This window comes from Pseudoalteromonas marina (assembly GCF_000238335.3).
Classification (GTDB): Bacteria; Pseudomonadota; Gammaproteobacteria; order Enterobacterales; family Alteromonadaceae; genus Pseudoalteromonas; species Pseudoalteromonas marina.
Genome location: NZ_AHCB03000008.1, coordinates 17,542 through 34,156, shown reverse-complemented (window position 1 = coordinate 34,156; position 16,615 = coordinate 17,542). Strand labels below are relative to the sequence as shown.

The 16,615-nt window shown below is 40.8% G+C and carries 12 protein-coding genes; 9 read left to right on the top strand and 3 right to left on the bottom strand.

The window, feature by feature from the left end:
- Positions 1-11: 11 nt before the first annotated feature.
- The 6 genes from dnaN to PMAN_RS14100 all read left to right on the top strand — a co-directional run bounded on the left by dnaN (position 12) and on the right by PMAN_RS14100 (position 8,333).
- A complete protein-coding gene (gene dnaN / locus PMAN_RS14125) occupies positions 12-1,115 on the top strand; it encodes a DNA polymerase III subunit beta (RefSeq protein ID WP_006793980.1) in 1,104 nt (367 codons plus the stop codon).
- A 15-nt stretch (positions 1,116-1,130) separates the two neighbouring features.
- The gene (gene recF, locus PMAN_RS14120) at positions 1,131-2,225 is read left to right on the top strand and encodes a DNA replication/repair protein RecF (RefSeq protein ID WP_010558116.1); all 1,095 of its coding nucleotides are present in this window, start codon (positions 1,131-1,133) and stop codon (positions 2,223-2,225) included.
- Between the two features lie 12 nt (positions 2,226-2,237).
- On the top strand, positions 2,238-4,664 hold the full coding sequence (gyrB, locus tag PMAN_RS14115) for a DNA topoisomerase (ATP-hydrolyzing) subunit B (RefSeq protein ID WP_008130779.1): 2,427 nt from the start codon (positions 2,238-2,240) through the stop codon (positions 4,662-4,664).
- A 141-nt stretch (positions 4,665-4,805) separates the two neighbouring features.
- Positions 4,806-5,708, top strand: coding sequence for a glycine--tRNA ligase subunit alpha (gene glyQ / locus PMAN_RS14110; RefSeq protein WP_008130780.1), 903 nt, complete (start codon positions 4,806-4,808; stop codon positions 5,706-5,708).
- Positions 5,709-5,710: 2 nt separating this feature from the next.
- Entirely contained in the window at positions 5,711-7,780 is a 2,070-nt protein-coding gene (glyS, locus tag PMAN_RS14105; RefSeq protein WP_006793984.1) for a glycine--tRNA ligase subunit beta, read from the top strand.
- Between the two features lie 103 nt (positions 7,781-7,883).
- On the top strand, positions 7,884-8,333 hold the full coding sequence (locus PMAN_RS14100; RefSeq protein ID WP_008130788.1) for an early set domain-containing protein: 450 nt from the start codon (positions 7,884-7,886) through the stop codon (positions 8,331-8,333).
- A 150-nt stretch (positions 8,334-8,483) separates the two neighbouring features.
- On the opposite strand, the gene tusA is transcribed toward PMAN_RS14100, so the two are convergent.
- The 3 genes from tusA to fadB all read right to left on the bottom strand — a co-directional run bounded on the left by tusA (position 8,484) and on the right by fadB (position 12,347).
- Positions 8,484-8,723, bottom strand: coding sequence for a sulfurtransferase TusA (gene tusA, locus PMAN_RS14095; RefSeq protein ID WP_006793987.1), 240 nt, complete (start codon positions 8,721-8,723; stop codon positions 8,484-8,486).
- A gap of 290 nt (positions 8,724-9,013) precedes the next feature.
- Positions 9,014-10,183, bottom strand: coding sequence for an acetyl-CoA C-acyltransferase FadA (gene fadA, locus PMAN_RS14090; protein WP_008130791.1), 1,170 nt, complete (start codon positions 10,181-10,183; stop codon positions 9,014-9,016).
- 4 nt (positions 10,184-10,187) lie between these two features.
- The gene (gene fadB / locus PMAN_RS14085; protein WP_008130792.1) at positions 10,188-12,347 is read right to left on the bottom strand and encodes a fatty acid oxidation complex subunit alpha FadB; all 2,160 of its coding nucleotides are present in this window, start codon (positions 12,345-12,347) and stop codon (positions 10,188-10,190) included.
- A 192-nt stretch (positions 12,348-12,539) separates the two neighbouring features.
- Here fadB and PMAN_RS14080 point away from each other — a divergent pair, with 192 nt between their 5' ends.
- The 3 genes from PMAN_RS14080 (at position 12,540) to PMAN_RS14070 (ending at position 16,537) form a co-directional block, all read left to right on the top strand.
- On the top strand, positions 12,540-14,426 hold the full coding sequence (locus tag PMAN_RS14080; RefSeq protein ID WP_010558117.1) for a transglycosylase SLT domain-containing protein: 1,887 nt from the start codon (positions 12,540-12,542) through the stop codon (positions 14,424-14,426).
- A gap of 116 nt (positions 14,427-14,542) precedes the next feature.
- Positions 14,543-15,865 (top strand): Xaa-Pro dipeptidase, encoded by a 1,323-nt coding sequence (gene pepQ / locus PMAN_RS14075; RefSeq protein ID WP_010558118.1) that lies wholly within the window; start codon positions 14,543-14,545, stop codon positions 15,863-15,865.
- Between the two features lie 57 nt (positions 15,866-15,922).
- On the top strand, positions 15,923-16,537 hold the full coding sequence (locus tag PMAN_RS14070) for a YigZ family protein (protein ID WP_006793993.1): 615 nt from the start codon (positions 15,923-15,925) through the stop codon (positions 16,535-16,537).
- Positions 16,538-16,615: the final 78 nt, after the last annotated feature.

The following is a 16,615-nucleotide window of genomic DNA, read 5'->3' as shown; positions in this document are numbered from 1 at the left end:
CTGACTTTTTTATGCAAATAACAATATCAAGACAACAATTTTTAAAGCCATTGGTTCAAGTATCGGGCGCAATTGAGCGTAAGCATACGTTACCAATTTTATCTAACGTTTTGTTAGTAGTAGAAAACGGACAGCTTTCGATGACAGGGACCGACCTTGAAATTGAATTAGTGTCTGGTGTTTTTGTTGGTGATGATATTGCCGATACAAAATTAACTTTACCTGCTAAAAAGTTACTCGATATTTGTAAAAGTCTACCTGAAGGTTCAGACATTACGTTAAGCTTACAAGACCACCAGTTGTTATTAACGAGTGGTAAAAGTCGTTTTTCACTTACAACGTTATCAGCGGCTGACTTCCCCAATTTAGAAGAGTGGGATGGTGAAGTTGAATTTCAACTAACGCGTTTAGAGCTTCGTAAATTACTGGAAAGCACGCACTTTTCAATGGCAAACCAAGATGTACGTTATTACTTAAACGGTATGTCGTTTGAAGTTGATAATAGCGATATTAAAACGGTGGCTACCGATGGTCACCGCTTGGCGATTGCACAGAAAAAGCTTACTCAATCACTTAATACTCAACGCCAATTAATTATTCCACGTAAAGGTGTGCAAGAAATCATGCGCCTTATGGTTGCCGACGATGAGCTAGTCACTATTCAATTCGGTGCTAACCACATTCGTATTATTGACATTGAGTTTACGTTTACCAGTAAACTAGTTGATGGTCGTTTTCCTGATTACCGTCGTGTACTTCCACGAGGCGGTGATAAAACAATTATTGCTAACCGTGAATGGTTACGAAATGCTTTTCAGCGTGTATCTATTTTATCAAATGAGAAGTTTCGTGGTGTACGCTTAAACTTATCAAATGGTTTATTAAAAATTACTGCCAATAACCCAGAGCAAGAACAAGCTGAAGAGGTTGTTGAAGTAAATTATCAAGGTGATGAGTTAGAGATTGGTTTTAATGTTTCATATGTTTTGGATGTATTAAACACATTAAAAACTGAAGATGTACAGTTTACGTTAGCAGACTCAAACAGCAGTGCACTAATAGAAGGTGCTGGTGATGATGAAGCAATGTATGTTGTTATGCCTATGCGTTTATAAGATCACAAACATATAATGAGCTTAAGTCATTTGAGCCTCAAATATTTTCGTAATATTGAGGCGCTGACGCTAGAACCTGTTAATGGCGTAAACATTATATATGGTGAAAATGGCAGCGGAAAAACCAGCCTTTTAGAAGCTATTTATTACCTTTCTCACGGCAAGTCTTTTAGAACACCAAAGCACAAAAGCATCATTGCACACCAGCAAGAGCAATTTGTAATTCATGGCCGAAAGACGGTGCATGATTTATCAATTCCTATTGGTATTAGCAAAACGCGTTTAGGTGAAACAAATTTAAAGATTCAGGGTAAAGCGAGCCGTAAAATATCTGATCTTGCACAGCTTATGCCTGTTCAAATTATTACGCCTGAGAGCTATTCCTTATTTTTTGGTGGGCCAAAAGAGCGTAGAAAGTTTTTAGACTTAGGTTTGTTCCACGTGGAACATGAGTTTTTTTACTTGTGGCAATCGTTTAATAAAGTATTAAAACAGCGTAATGCTTTACTAAAATCTAAGCCTAAGAATTATTTTGACCAAATTAAGTTTTGGGACAAAGAATTTGTTAGACTGGCTGAAGAAATAAATAAATTAAGATTGGCGTATATAAGTAGGTTTAAGCAGCAATTTTTTGATAAAATGTGCTCAGAATTAACGCTTATACGCGATTTAGAAATGACGTTTAATGCAGGCTGGAAAGAGAATGAATCTCTTGCAGATGCGTTAGAGCAAAACTTTGAGCGAGATGCTCGCCAAGGATTTACAAGTAAAGGCCCACATAAGGCCGACTTTAGTTTCAGTGTCGCTGGCAACAGTGTAGAGAATACGTTCTCACGCGGGCAGTTAAAGTTATTATTGTATGCGTTAAAAGTAACGCAAAATAGCTTAATTGAGTCAGAGACCGATAAGCAATCTATATTGCTAATAGATGATTTACCCTCAGAGTTAGGCGAAGATACAAAAGAGAAAGTTGGACAACTATTGTCTCACTGCAGTTCTCAAATATTTATCTCTTCAATTTTATCTGAGAGTATTTCTGCTGTGGTGGAACCCATGCAACGAGAACTAAAAATGTTCCACGTGAAACATGGCAACCTAATAACAAGATAAGTGGGATTAACCATGTCTGAGAATTATGACTCGTCGAGTATTAAAGTACTTAAAGGATTAGACGCAGTAAGAAAGCGTCCTGGGATGTATATAGGGGACACCGATGATGGCACAGGCTTACACCACATGGTGTTTGAGGTCGTTGATAACTCAATAGACGAAGCCCTTGCTGGTCATTGTGATGATATTTTTGTAACGATTCACTTAGATGGCTCTGTATCGGTTAGAGATAATGGCCGTGGTATCCCAGTGTCTATCCATGAAGAAGAAGGCGTTTCGGCTGCCGAAGTAATCATGACGGTACTTCACGCTGGTGGTAAGTTTGATGATAACTCTTATAAAGTATCAGGCGGCTTACATGGTGTGGGTGTTTCGGTTGTAAACGCACTTTCAGAAAAATTAAAACTAACCGTGCGTCGAGAAGGTAAACTTCATGAGCAGTTTTACACTATGGGTGTGCCAGATGCGCCACTTGCTGTTATTGGAGATTCTGAAACAACGGGTACGGAACTACGTTTTTGGCCAAGTGCAGAAACATTCACTAATTTAGATTTTCATTACGATATTTTAGCAAAACGCCTACGTGAACTGTCGTTCCTTAACTCGGGCGTTAGTATCATTTTAAATGATGAGCGTGAAGAAAATAAAAGCGACCACTTTAAATACGAAGGTGGTATTCAGGCATTTGTTGAATACATTAACCGTAACAAAACACCTATTCATAAAGGTGTTTTCCACTTTACACATGAGCGTGTAGAAGACGGAATTAGCGTTGAAGTATCAATGCAATGGAATGACGCATACCAAGAAAACATTTACTGTTTTACAAATAACATTCCACAACGTGATGGTGGTACTCACTTAGCCGGTTTTAGATCTGCGCTAACACGTACACTTAATAACTTTATGGAAAAAGAAGGCTTTAACAAGAAAGCAAAAACAACGAGTAACGCAACCGGTGACGATGCGCGTGAAGGTTTGACAGCTGTAATTAGTGTTAAAGTTCCTGATCCTAAGTTCTCTTCGCAAACAAAAGACAAGCTAGTATCTAGCGAAGTTAAGTCTGCCGTAGAACAAGCAATGGCTGAAAAATTCACTGAGTTTTTATTAGAAAACCCAGTAGATGCAAAAATTGTTGTTGGGAAAATTATAGATGCATCACGTGCGCGTGAAGCGGCGCGTAAAGCGCGTGAAATGACACGTCGTAAAGGTGCAATGGATCTTGCAGGTTTACCGGGTAAATTAGCCGATTGTCAGGAAAAAGATCCTGCACAATCAGAACTTTACATAGTGGAAGGGGACTCTGCTGGCGGTTCAGCCAAGCAGGGTCGTAACCGTAAGAATCAGGCGATTCTTCCGCTTAAAGGTAAAATTCTAAACGTAGAAAAAGCACGTTTTGATAAAATGCTGTCTTCACAAGAAGTTGCAACACTAATTACTGCATTAGGTTGTGGTATTGGCCGTGACGAATATAACCCTGAAAAACTACGTTATCACCGTATTATCATCATGACCGATGCGGACGTGGATGGTTCTCATATTCGTACTTTATTGCTTACATTCTTCTACCGTCAAATGCCGGAAATTGTAGAGCGCGGATATATATATATTGCTCAACCACCACTTTATAAAGTGAAAAAAGGTAAGCAAGAGCGCTATATTAAAGATGACCCAGCACTTGTTGAGTACTTAACATCGCTTGCACTTAATAATGCAGCTTTATACACAAGTGCAGACGCATCTGCGCTTGAAGGTGAAGCATTAGAGAAAATAGTTCACGATTACCAAAATACAGTTAAAGTAATCGAGCGCTTAAAACGTAAATACCCTAACACGGTAATGGAACGTTTAATCTACCAAAGCGAATTAACAAAAGAAGACCTTGCAGACGAAGCTAAAGTAATTGCGTGGACAAAAGAGCTTGTTGACGATTTAGTTGACCGTGACGAAGATGCAACTATTTTCAACGCTGCAACTCAGTATGATGCAGAGCGAAACTTGTATTATCCTGTTGTGAATATTCGTCAACACGGTGTAGATAAGTCTCACGTACTAAGCTACGACTTCATCACATCGCGTGACTACCAACGTATTGCTGTGACTGGTGTTAACATTGCAAACATCATTACAGAAGGTGCTTATATTCAACGCGGTGAGAAAACAAAACCTGTTGATAACTTTGTGGATGCTTTGGAATGGTTGATCACTGAATCTAAGCGCGGGATCTATATCCAACGCTATAAAGGATTGGGTGAGATGAACCCAGATCAACTTTGGGAAACTACCATGGATCCAGACGCACGCCGTATGTTACAAGTAACCATTGAAGATGCTGTAGGCGCGGATCAGTTATTTGCTACGCTTATGGGCGATCAGGTAGAGCCACGTCGTGACTTTATTGAAACTAACGCACTACGCGTAGTTAACTTAGACGTGTAAAAACATATTTAGATAATAAAAAGGAGCCTAAGGGCTCCTTTTTTATTTTCTACAAATACACAAACTGCTTAAAACCTGAGTGTACACACGGTATACTAAGGATAATTTTCACGCTACTTCTTAGATAGTAAAAAGCCAAATATGCAAAAATACGACGTAAAAACCTTCCAAGGTTTGATCCTGGCTTTACAGGATTATTGGGCACAGCAAGGCTGTGTCATTATTCAACCACTTGATATGGAAGTGGGCGCTGGGACATTTCACCCGCAAACATTTTTGAAATCAATTGGCCCTGAGCCAATGTCTAGCGCATACGTACAACCGTGTCGCCGTCCTACGGATGGCCGCTATGGTGAAAACCCAAACCGCTTACAACATTACTACCAATTTCAGGTAGTCTTAAAGCCATCACCAGATAACATTCAAGAGCTTTACTTAGGCTCACTAGAAGCAATGGGTATTGATACCCTAACTCACGAAGTACGCTTTGTAGAAGATAACTGGGAATCACCAACGCTTGGCGCATGGGGCTTAGGGTGGGAAATTTGGTTAAACGGTATGGAGGTAACGCAATTTACCTACTTCCAACAAGTAGGTGGATTAGAGTGCTCACCAGTAACTGGCGAGATTACTTACGGCCTAGAGCGTTTAGCGATGTACATTCAAGGCGTAGATAGCATTTACGACCTAGTATGGGCAGACGGTCCACTAGGGCGTGTAACATACGGCGATGTGTTCCACCAAAATGAAGTAGAGCAATCTACTTACAACTTTGAACATGCAAACGTAGAAGACTTGTTTGCGCAGTTTGATAAGTGTGAAGCTGAGAGCCAAAAGTTAATAGAAGCAAATTTACCACTTCCTGCCTACGAGCAAGTGATGAAAGCATCGCATGCATTTAACCTATTAGATGCGCGCCATGCTATATCGGTTACAGAACGTCAGCGTTATATTTTACGTGTTCGTGCGTTATCAAAAGCGTGTGCACAAAGTTATTACGATGCACGCGAAGCGCTTGGTTTCCCGCTGTGTAAGGATAAGTAAGCATGACAGCACAAAATTTATTAGTAGAAATTGGCACTGAAGAGTTACCACCAAAGTCGTTGCGTAAACTTGCCGAGGCATTTGCTGCAAATTTAACTCAAGAGTTAGAATCGCTAGAATTAGCACATCAAGGCGTAAGTTGGTATGCATCGCCTCGTCGTTTAGGTTTACAAGTTAAAGCACTTGAAGCTAAACAACAGGACAAAGAAGTTGAAAAGCGCGGGCCAGCAACTAAAGCAGCATTTGATAGTGAAGGTAATCCTACAAAAGCAGCAATGGGTTGGGCACGCGGTTGTGGTATTGAGGTAAGTGAAGCACAAACACTTGAAACGGATAAAGGCGCATGGTTATTGCACATTGCTAAAGTAGCAGGGCAAGAAACTAAAACGCTAATGGCAGATGCTATCGCAAAAGCGTTAAGTAAATTACCAATACCAAAGCCAATGCGCTGGGGTGCGAATAAAACACAATTTATTCGCCCAGTTCATACCGTCACTATTTTATTTGGTAGCGAATTGCTAGAAGGTGAGATCCTTGGTAAGCAAGTAAGTAACCAACTTCAAGGTCACCGTTTTCATCACCCGGAAAAAATTAGCATTAACCATGCTGATGAGGTTTTTGATGTACTTAAATCTGCTTACGTTATTGCAGATTACGAACAACGTAAAGCGCAAATACGTGCACAAATAGAAGAAGCTGCAAGCGCAGTTAACGCTGTTGTTGCAATGGATGAAGATTTACTAGAAGAAGTAACATCACTAGTAGAGTGGCCAGTTACTTTAACGGCAACATTTGAAGAAGCATTTTTAGATGTACCAGCCGAAGCGCTAATTTACACCATGAAGGATGATCAAAAATACTTCCCGTTATTAGATCAAAACGGCAAGCTTTTAAATAAGTTTTTGTTTGTATCTAACATCGAGAGTAAAGATCCAAGCGTAGTAATTTCTGGTAACGAAAAAGTTGTACGCCCACGTTTGGCTGATGCACAATTCTTCTTTGAGACCGACAAAAAGAAAACATTAGAAAGCCGTTTAGAATCGCTTGATACCGTTTTATTCCAAAAGCAGTTAGGTACGCTTAAAGATAAGTCTGAGCGTATTAGCGAACTTGCAGGGTATATTGCTGAGCAATTAGGCGCAGATAAAGACTTAGCGAAACGTGCAGGCCTATTAAGTAAAACAGACTTAATGACCGAAATGGTAATGGAATTTACCGATGTACAAGGTGTAATGGGAATGCATTACGCTCGCTTTGACGGTGAAGCAGAAGATGTAGCGCTTGCACAAAACGAGCAATACATGCCACGCTTTGCAGGCGACAACTTACCTACAAACCTAATTAGTTGTGCAGTAGCCATTGCAGATAAGTTTGATACGCTGGTGGGTATTTTTGGTATAGGCCAAGCACCAAAAGGCGATAAAGACCCATTTGCACTTCGTCGTGCTGCTATTGGTGCACTGCGTATTATGGTAGAAAAAGAATTACCTCTTGATATTTTAGACCTAGTAGCAAAAGCACAAACACTGTTTGGCGAAAAGCTTACTAACCTGAATGTATCAACCGACGTATTTGAATTTATGCTTGGACGTTTCCGTGCATGGTATCAAGACGAAGGTATTGAAGTAGATGTTATTCAAGCTGTGCTAGCACGTCGTCCAACTAAACCAGTTGATTTTGACCGTCGTGTTAAAGCTGTAAGCCACTTCCGTACTTTAGACGCAGCAGAAGCGCTTGCAGCCGCAAATAAACGCGTAAGTAACATTCTTGCTAAAAACGACATCACAAGCCAAGGTAATGTTGATGAGAGCTTATTAAGCGACGACGCTGAGAAAGTATTGGCATCACAAGTGGCAAAATTTGCAACTGAGCTTGCACCACTTTATGCCGATGGAAACTACCAAGAAGCGCTTAGCCAATTGGCAGGCATTCGTGAAAGTGTTGATAACTTTTTTGACAACGTAATGGTTATGGCCGACGATGAAGCTGTTAAGCAAAATCGCCTTGCGCTATTAAGCCAGTTAAGTGGTTTATTTTTGGATATTGCAGATATTTCTGTTTTACAAAAATAACTGCCATTAGCAATTTAAAAAGCCAGCATAACGCTGGCTTTTTAGTTTTAATACCTACCTAGTTTAATTAAGCTAATAGGTATAATGAATAGGATGAAAATTGATGATTTCAATAAAAAAAATAATACCACTCGCTATTGCTGGGTTACTCAGTGCATGTTCAAGCCAAATATCAATTAACGATGTATTGCCACAAAAAGAACTCGACCGCACCATGTACCTGCGAGGCGATTTTACTTTATGGGACGCAGAGCCACAGTACCAATTTAGCTTAGTAGGCCCAGCACTGTATCAAGCACAGGTAAAATTTAGCACACCAGGTAAAGTGTACGAATTCAAAATTGCCGATGCCGATTTTAGTGAAGGCTTTAACTGTGGTTACAGCGACTCATTCCCACAAGGTCAAAGTTTAACACTTGGGCAAGCAGCAACAGCAGACTGTAATACTATTTATAATTACTTTAGCTACACGCCTGCGATAAAAGGCACATACATAGTAAGCATTGATTTTAGTGACTATGACGAGCCAAAAGTGACTATTACTAAGAAATAGCAGAATGTTTATAGTTGTCAGTTTTTAGCGTAAAGAGAAGTAAAAAACCGTACTTGATTTAACGAGCACGGTTTCTATTTTGAAACTGAGAACTGAGAACTGAGAACTGAGAACTGAGAACTGAGAACTGAGAACTGAGAACTGAGAACTTTACAACCCTTTCTTCACCACATACCTATACGGTGCTTCATCGGCATCTTTAGCCACCAGCGTGTGATCCATAAAAACACAAAAGCTTGGAATATCACGGGTGGTTGATGGATCATCAGCGGTTATTAACAGTGTTTCACCATCGTTCATTTTACGAATAGCAGCACGTACCATCATTACAGGCTCGGGGCAGCGAAGGCCAATGGCATCTAATTGGTGATCGGGGTTATCAAAATTCATAGTGCGTATGCCTGTAAATAGTTTTCAAATCTGTGACTTTACGAGTAGTCAGATTTTTTGTTGCGCCAAAGTTTAGCGTAATTTTAAGTATAAATTAACTATTTTACTTAGATCTGGATCAGTTTTAATTTAAGTGTATTTATATCAACGCCAAATTATAAACCCGATCACAACAACACAAAACTAAATTGCGTTAGTATAGCACCTTAAAATTTGGCAAATAAAAAAGGCGAACTAACTTTCGTCAGTGCGCCTTTTTACTCACCAAGATGGTTTACGTGTTAAGAGTATTAGTCTTGAACACGCTCAAATACAGTTGCGATACCTTGGCCTAAACCAATACACATTGTCGCTAAACCGTACTTAGCATTTTTGTCTTCCATTAAGTGAATTAGCGAGGTGCTAATACGCGAACCAGAACAACCCAGAGGGTGACCCAGTGCAATAGCGCCGCCATTCAAGTTAACTTTTTCGTCAACCACATCAGCTAAACCTAGGTCTTTAAGTACTGGTAGTGATTGCGCAGCAAAGGCTTCATTAAGCTCAGCTACGTCGATGTCATCAATAGTGATACCAGCTTGGGCAAGTGCTTTTTTACTTGCTGGTACTGGGCCGTAACCCATGATTGATGGATCGCAACCGGCAACCGCCATTGCTTTAATGCGCGCACGAATTGGTAAACCTAGCTCTTTTGCTTTTTCTTCGCTCATTACTAACATGGCTGATGCGCCGTCAGAAAGTGCTGAAGACGTACCCGCTGTAACAGAACCCGAAGCTGGGTTAAATACTGGGCGAAGCTGAGATAAACCTTCAACCGTTGTTTCAGGACGAATTACTTCGTCATCTTCAACTAAAATTAAAGAACCATCTGCTGCGTGACCTTCCATTGCGAGAATTTCGCGGCGGAAACGGCCTTCAACTGTTGCAGCATGTGCACGTTGATGTGAGCGATAAGCAAATTCATCTTGCTGCTGACGGCTGATACCGTGAATAGTAGCAAGGTATTCTGCCGTTAAACCCATAGAGCCAGATGCTTGTGCAATTGAAGTTGCTAAGCCTGGGTGAAAGTCGTTACCGTGAGTCATAGGAACGTGGCCCATGTGCTCAACACCACCAATTAGGTAAGTGTCGCCAGCGCCCGTCATAATGGCGCGTGCTGCGTCATGCAATGCTTGCATTGACGAGCCACATAAACGGTTAACTGTGGTTGCTGGTACTGAGTGTGGAATACCCGCAAGTAGTGATGCGTTACGTGCAACGTTAAAGCCTTGCTCTAATGTTTGCTGTACACAACCCCAATAAATGTCGTCGATTGATGCTGGATCAACCGCTGGGTTGCGTTCTAGTAAGCCCTTCATTAAATGAGCGCTTAAGTCTTCCGCACGCTTGTTTTTAAATACGCCGCCTTTTGAGCGACCCATTGGTGTGCGGATACAATCTACAATTACTGGATTATTCATGATATTAACCTTCCACCTTATAGAAAACACGGCCTTCTTCAGCCCATTTGCGAGTTTGCTCTGATACTTGGTAAATCGCACCTAGGTGAGCGTATTTGTCTGCTGCTGCAACAAAGTTAGCTAAACCAGTTTGATCTAAGTAACGGAACGCGCCGCCTCTAAATGGAGGGAAACCAACGCCGTAAACAAGTGCCATATCAGCTTCTTGTGGAGAAGCAACAATGCCTTCTTGTAAACAAAGAAGTACTTCGTTGATCATTGGAATCATACAACGGTCAATGATTTCTTGCTTATCGAATTCTTTCGGTGCATCAGTAATTGGCGCTAGTAGCTCAACGGCTGTTGCATCGCTTGATTTTTTAAGACGACCACGACGGTCTGTTTCGTACTTGTAAAAACCTGCTTTGTTCTTTTGACCAAAACGTTTTTCGTTAGCAAAAACAGTTACCGGATCTTTTTCTGCACGTGCCATACGCTCAGGGAAACCGTCAGCCATTACGCCAGTACAATGATAAGCCGTATCAATACCTACAACATCAAGTAGGTAAGCCGGACCCATAGGCCAGCCAAATACGTTTTCCATTACTTTATCTACTTTTGCAAAGTTAGCGCCTTCAACAACTAATTTGCTAAAGCCTGCAAAGTAAGGGAATAAAACACGGTTTACAAAAAAGCCTGGGCAGTCGTTTACAACAATAGGAGACTTGCCAAGTTTAAGGGCGTAATCAACGACTGCGTTAATTGTTTTGTCTGACGTTTTTGCACCACGGATAATTTCTACTAATGGCATTTTTGGCACTGGGTTGAAAAAGTGCATACCACAGAAGTTTTCTGGTTTATCAAGTGCTTCAGCAAGTAGGTCAATACAGATAGTCGACGTATTTGATGTAAGTACAGTGCCTTCTGGCATGTTCTTTTCAAGGTCTGCTAATACTGCTTGCTTAACTTTAGGGTTTTCTACAACGGCTTCAACAATAATGTTAGCGTCTTGTAGGTCTGCATCGTTAAGTGTTGGCTTAATTTTGCTTAGTGTTGCCAACATTTTTTCCATTGGCATGTGGCCACGCTTAACTTTTGCACCTAATAATTTAGACGCTTCACCCATACCTAAATCAAGCGCATCTTGTTGGATGTCTTTCATTATGATTGGTGTGCCTTTATAAGCAGACTGATATGCAATACCGCCGCCCATAATACCCGCGCCTAATACTGCAGCTTGTTTAATTTCTACATCGCTGTGCTTAGCAAGTTTGCGTGCTTTACCTTTGATGAACTGGTCATTTAAGAAAATGCCCGTTTGCGCTGCAGCTTCGTTGGTACGCGCAAGTTTTGCAAAGTTAGCATTTTCGATTGCCATTGCTTCATCGCGAGTACAGTTTGCCGCTGCTTTAATAGTACGCACTGCCATAACCGGAGCAGGATAGTGGCCTTTGGTTTTACCCATTACCATACCTTCTGCCATAGCAAAGCTCATACCTTGCTCAACACGGTTTAATTTAAGTGGCTGTAGTTTTGCGTTGCGTTTTGCTTGCCAATCTAGCTTGCCTGCAATCGCTAACTCAAGTGTTGCTACACTTGACTCTAAAAGTTTGTCAGCACTAACTACTGCGTCAAACGCACCTACTTTAAGGGCGTCAGCTGCGCGGTTTTCAGCGCCAGAAGTGATCCACATCATGGCGTTATCTGCGCCAATGATACGTGGTAAGCGCACTGTGCCACCAAAACCAGGCATTATGCCAAGTTTAACTTCTGGTAGGCCCATTTTAGCGCTTTCGCTTGCAACACGATAATCGGTAGCAAGTGCCCACTCACATCCGCCGCCAAGTGCTAAGCCGTTTACAACGCTTAGAGTTGGGAATGGAAGATCTTCAATTGCATCAAAAACGTCAGTTGCGTTTTTGATCCACACGACTAAATCTTCTTCAGGTTTAGTAAATGTAGGTAAAAATTCGAAGATGTCGGCGCCAATAATAAAGTGGTCTTTATCACTGGTAAAAACCATGCCTTTGATATCAGAATTAGCAGCTAATTCTTTTAATGCTGCTGCACAATCTGAAAGAGTTTTTTGAGATAATGTGTTTACAGAACCTGCAACACAAAACTTAAACTCGGCGATGTTTTCCTTTAGGAAGCTAACTTCAAAGGAATCGCTTTTATATAACATTTTATTCTCCCTAGTTGACGAACTAAGACTGGTACGATGAGTTTGCATTTCAATCAGTGTGCTTGCTTTGAGTAAAAAATGCAACGAAAAATTTAACTCGGTTACAAACGACTGGTTAAAATATAGCTGGTTTGGTGCTAAGGTGGTGAAAAAGCTTTTATTCACTACTTTAATTTTTTATTAAAGGACATTATGAAAAAACAATTATTTAGTTTTGCGGCAGCTGCTTTTATTTTTCCTCTTTATTCTGCCGAGGCTAGCATCGATAACGACGCATTTTTAGATGCTGAAAAAAAAGTACGCAACGCAAGTTACCGCGAGTTTAAAAACGTAGTTAATAACCTAAACCACCCACTAAAACCGTATGTAGAAAAAACATACTGGCAACGAAACCCGAGCATAAAATATCAAGCAGAAATAGAAGATTACTTAAATATATATCAGCATACGCCACTTGAATGGCCCGTTCGTAAAGTATGGCTGGAGTATCTTGAAAAAAATAATAGAAAAGCGGCGTATATTCGTAATTACCGCGACACGAGCAACGCTGAATACACCTGTACATATTTGGGTTATCAATTAGATTTAGGCGCCCCAGAAAAAGCCATTTTAAATCAGGTGACGGATTTATGGACGGTGGGAAAGTCACAACCTAAGGAGTGCGATTCGTTATTCTCGTACTGGCGCAAAAAAGGCTATATGAATGCCGATACTGTATGGCAACGAATTACACTTGCCGCGCAAGGCGGAACGCAAAGCCTACTACCTTATTTAAAAACACTTTTACCAAAAAATGAGCGTTACCTTGCTGACTTATATTTAAAAGTTCGCCGCGACCCAAGCGCTGCGGCGGGGTTATATCGCTATAAAAATAAATCGCCTAAAGAGGGTGAAATTGCACTTTATGGTGTTAAGCGTCTAATTTGGCGCGACAAAGAACTAGCGCTGCGCGCATGGGAAAAAATAGAGCGTATGTTTAACTACAGCGATAAAGAAAAGGCAGATTTATACTACACCTTTGCTTTATCACTTGCTTCTAGTGGGCATAAGCAAGCCAGTTTTTGGTTAAACAAAGTGCCAAAAGAGCGCCAAGACAACAAATTAATGCAATGGCAGCTTGGTAACATGCTTAAAACCCAAGATTGGGCAGGCATTGCTGCGTTTTTTACAGGCAAAGAAAATCTTAGTTTAGGCCAGCAATATTGGCTTGCGTATAGTTATGCAGAACGCGGTGACGATCAAACAGCTAAAAAAATGTGGCAAAGTATTGCGACTAACCGAGACTATTATGGTTTTTTAGCCGCTGCGCGTTTAGGCTTGCCGGTTGATCTAAATAATCAACCAAAAGTGGTTAGTGAGCAATTAATCGCAAAGGTGAGTAATGCCCCTGGTTTTAAACGTTCAAAAGCATTATATGAGTTAGAGCGTGTTACTTCAGCGAGACGTGAATGGAATTACTTAACAAACACTTCAAATGAAGAAGAAAAGCTTGCAGCCTCTGTTTTATCTACCAATTTGGGGTGGCACGACAGCACGATATTCACACTCGCTAAAATAAAAGCCTGGGATAATGTTGAACAACGTTTTCCATTTGCTTTTCAAGACATATTTGAGCGCTACAGCAAGCGTAATAAAATAGATGTAGCTTGGAGTATTGCTATTGCAAGGCGTGAAAGCTCATTTGCTCCTGACGCGCGATCAAGTGCTAATGCACGAGGTTTAATGCAATTGCTGCCAAGTACCGCTAAGTATGTAAATAAAGGCAGTGTGTCTAATAGTCGGTTATATCAACCTAAAACAAATATTAGGCTAGGTACCAGTTATTTACGTTACTTGAAAAAGAAAAACCATGGTAACGAGATACTTGCTACAGCATCTTATAACGCAGGCTACCATCGTATAAAACGTTGGGTGCCTGATGATGCAATGCCAGCAGAGTTATGGATAGAGCTTATTCCGTATAGAGAAACACGCGATTATGTCAAAAATGTATTTGCTTACAGGCAGGTATATCATACTCGTATGGGCCGAGAGGGTAATTTACTGGCTCCCATACTGGAAATGAAAATAGGCGGTTAGTAAACATAAGTTTAAATAAGGGGGATTGTGCTCACAGTGGGCCATCTCCCTTTTTTGAGCGTAATAGCTATAAGTGGTAGACTCAAAGCAAGTTAAATTTAACAGATGGATTAACAATGGATAAATTAGCCGTTTTATACGCCGAACATATTGCAACACTGCAGCAGCGTACTCGTACAATTTGCGAAAGCGAAGGGTTAGAAGGATTAGTTATTCACTCTGGCCAAGCAAAGCGCCAATTTTTAGACGACATGTATTACCCGTTTAAAGTTAATCCTCACTTTAAAGCTTGGTTACCTGTTATTGATAATCCACATTGCTGGATTGTTGTTAATGGTAGCGACAAACCTAAGCTTATTTTTTATCGTCCTGTTGATTTTTGGCATAAAGTACCTGACGAACCACATGATTTTTGGGCTGAGTATTTTGATATAGAACTATTGTTACAACCCGATCAGGTTGAAAAGCTACTTCCTTATGACAAAGCAAAGTACGCTTACATGGGCGAATACATAGAAGTAGCTCAAGCACTTGGCTTTAGCATAATGAACCCAGAGCCCGTGCTTAACTATTTACACTTTAATAGAGCATACAAAACGCAGTATGAACTTGAGTGTTTACGTAATGCTAACCGCATAGCGGTTGATGGCCATAAAGCTGCACGCGACACTTTTTTTAATGGTGGTAGTGAGTTTGATATTCAACAAGCGTACCTTATGGCTACACGCCAAAGCGAAAACGAAATGCCGTATGGCAATATAGTGGCGCTTAACGAAAACTGCGCTATTTTGCATTACACTCATTTTGAGCCAAACGCACCGCAAACGCATAACTCATTTTTAATTGATGCTGGCGCAAACTTTAACGGCTACGCCGCAGATATAACGCGTACTTATGACTTCAAAAAGCAGGGTGAATTTGCTGAGCTAGTTAATACAATGACGGCTACGCAAATCGAATTAGGCAAAGGATTAAAGCCAGGTATGCTTTACGGCGACTTACATGTTGAGTGCCATAACCGCATAGCGCAAATTCTTAGCGACTTTAATATAGTTAACTTACCAGCTGCAGATATTGTAGAGCGTAAAATCACCTCTACTTTCTTTCCGCATGGTTTAGGGCATCACCTTGGTTTACAAGTACACGACGTGGGCGGCTTTATGAGTGACGACAAAGGTACTCATCAAGCATCTCCAGAAGGGCACCCATTTTTACGTTGTACACGTATGATAGAGAAAAATCAGGTGTTTACTATTGAACCTGGCTTGTACTTTATTGATTCGTTGTTAGGTGATTTAGCGCAAACCGACAACAAGCAATACATCAACTGGGATAAGGTTGAAGCGTTTAAACCTTATGGCGGTATTCGTATTGAAGATAACATTATTGTGCACGATGATAGTTTAGAAAATATGACGCGCGACTTACACTTAGATTAAGTGATAAGTTAGCAAGAGAAGGGGCCTAATGGCCCCATTTTTTTGGTTAAGTAAAATATGTCAGAATATAAATACCCAGCCGGTGCTGTGTTTCACCAAGAAGAAATTAAAAAAAGCACGTTTATTGTGCATATTGCACATACTCCCGATTTAGCCGCAGCTAAAGCTTTTATTAAAAGTATTGAAGATAAATACAGCGATGCTCGGCATAATTGTTGGGCCCATGTGGCAGGTAACCCCGGTGGCAGCCACGTGTATGGTTTTTCAGATGATGGTGAACCCAATGGTACGGCCGGTAAACCAATGTTAAATGTGCTGGTGGGATCGGGACTTGGTGAAGTTACTGCCGTGGTAACCCGGTATTTTGGAGGAATTAAACTTGGAACTGGCGGGTTAGTGCGAGCTTATGGCGGGTCGTTAAATAATGCATTAGCCAAATTAGACACCGTACTTAAAGTTCCAAGTGTTGAGCTAATTGGCAGCAGTGAATACAGTATGCAAGGCGCAATTGAGCAGCTACTTAAAACGCACTACCAAGTGCTCAACATTGAAAAGCAATTTACTGCTAATATTGATTGGGTGATCACTATTGATAGCCGCCAAGCACAGCAAGCAATTAAAGATATTTTTGATTTAAGTCACGGCGCAGTTGAGTTAACTATTAAAGAGTAATAACCTACACAAGTTGCATACAATGCATATTCATTCTATTTAACCAGGCTAATGCAGTTGAGCCTGAATTTACTAATA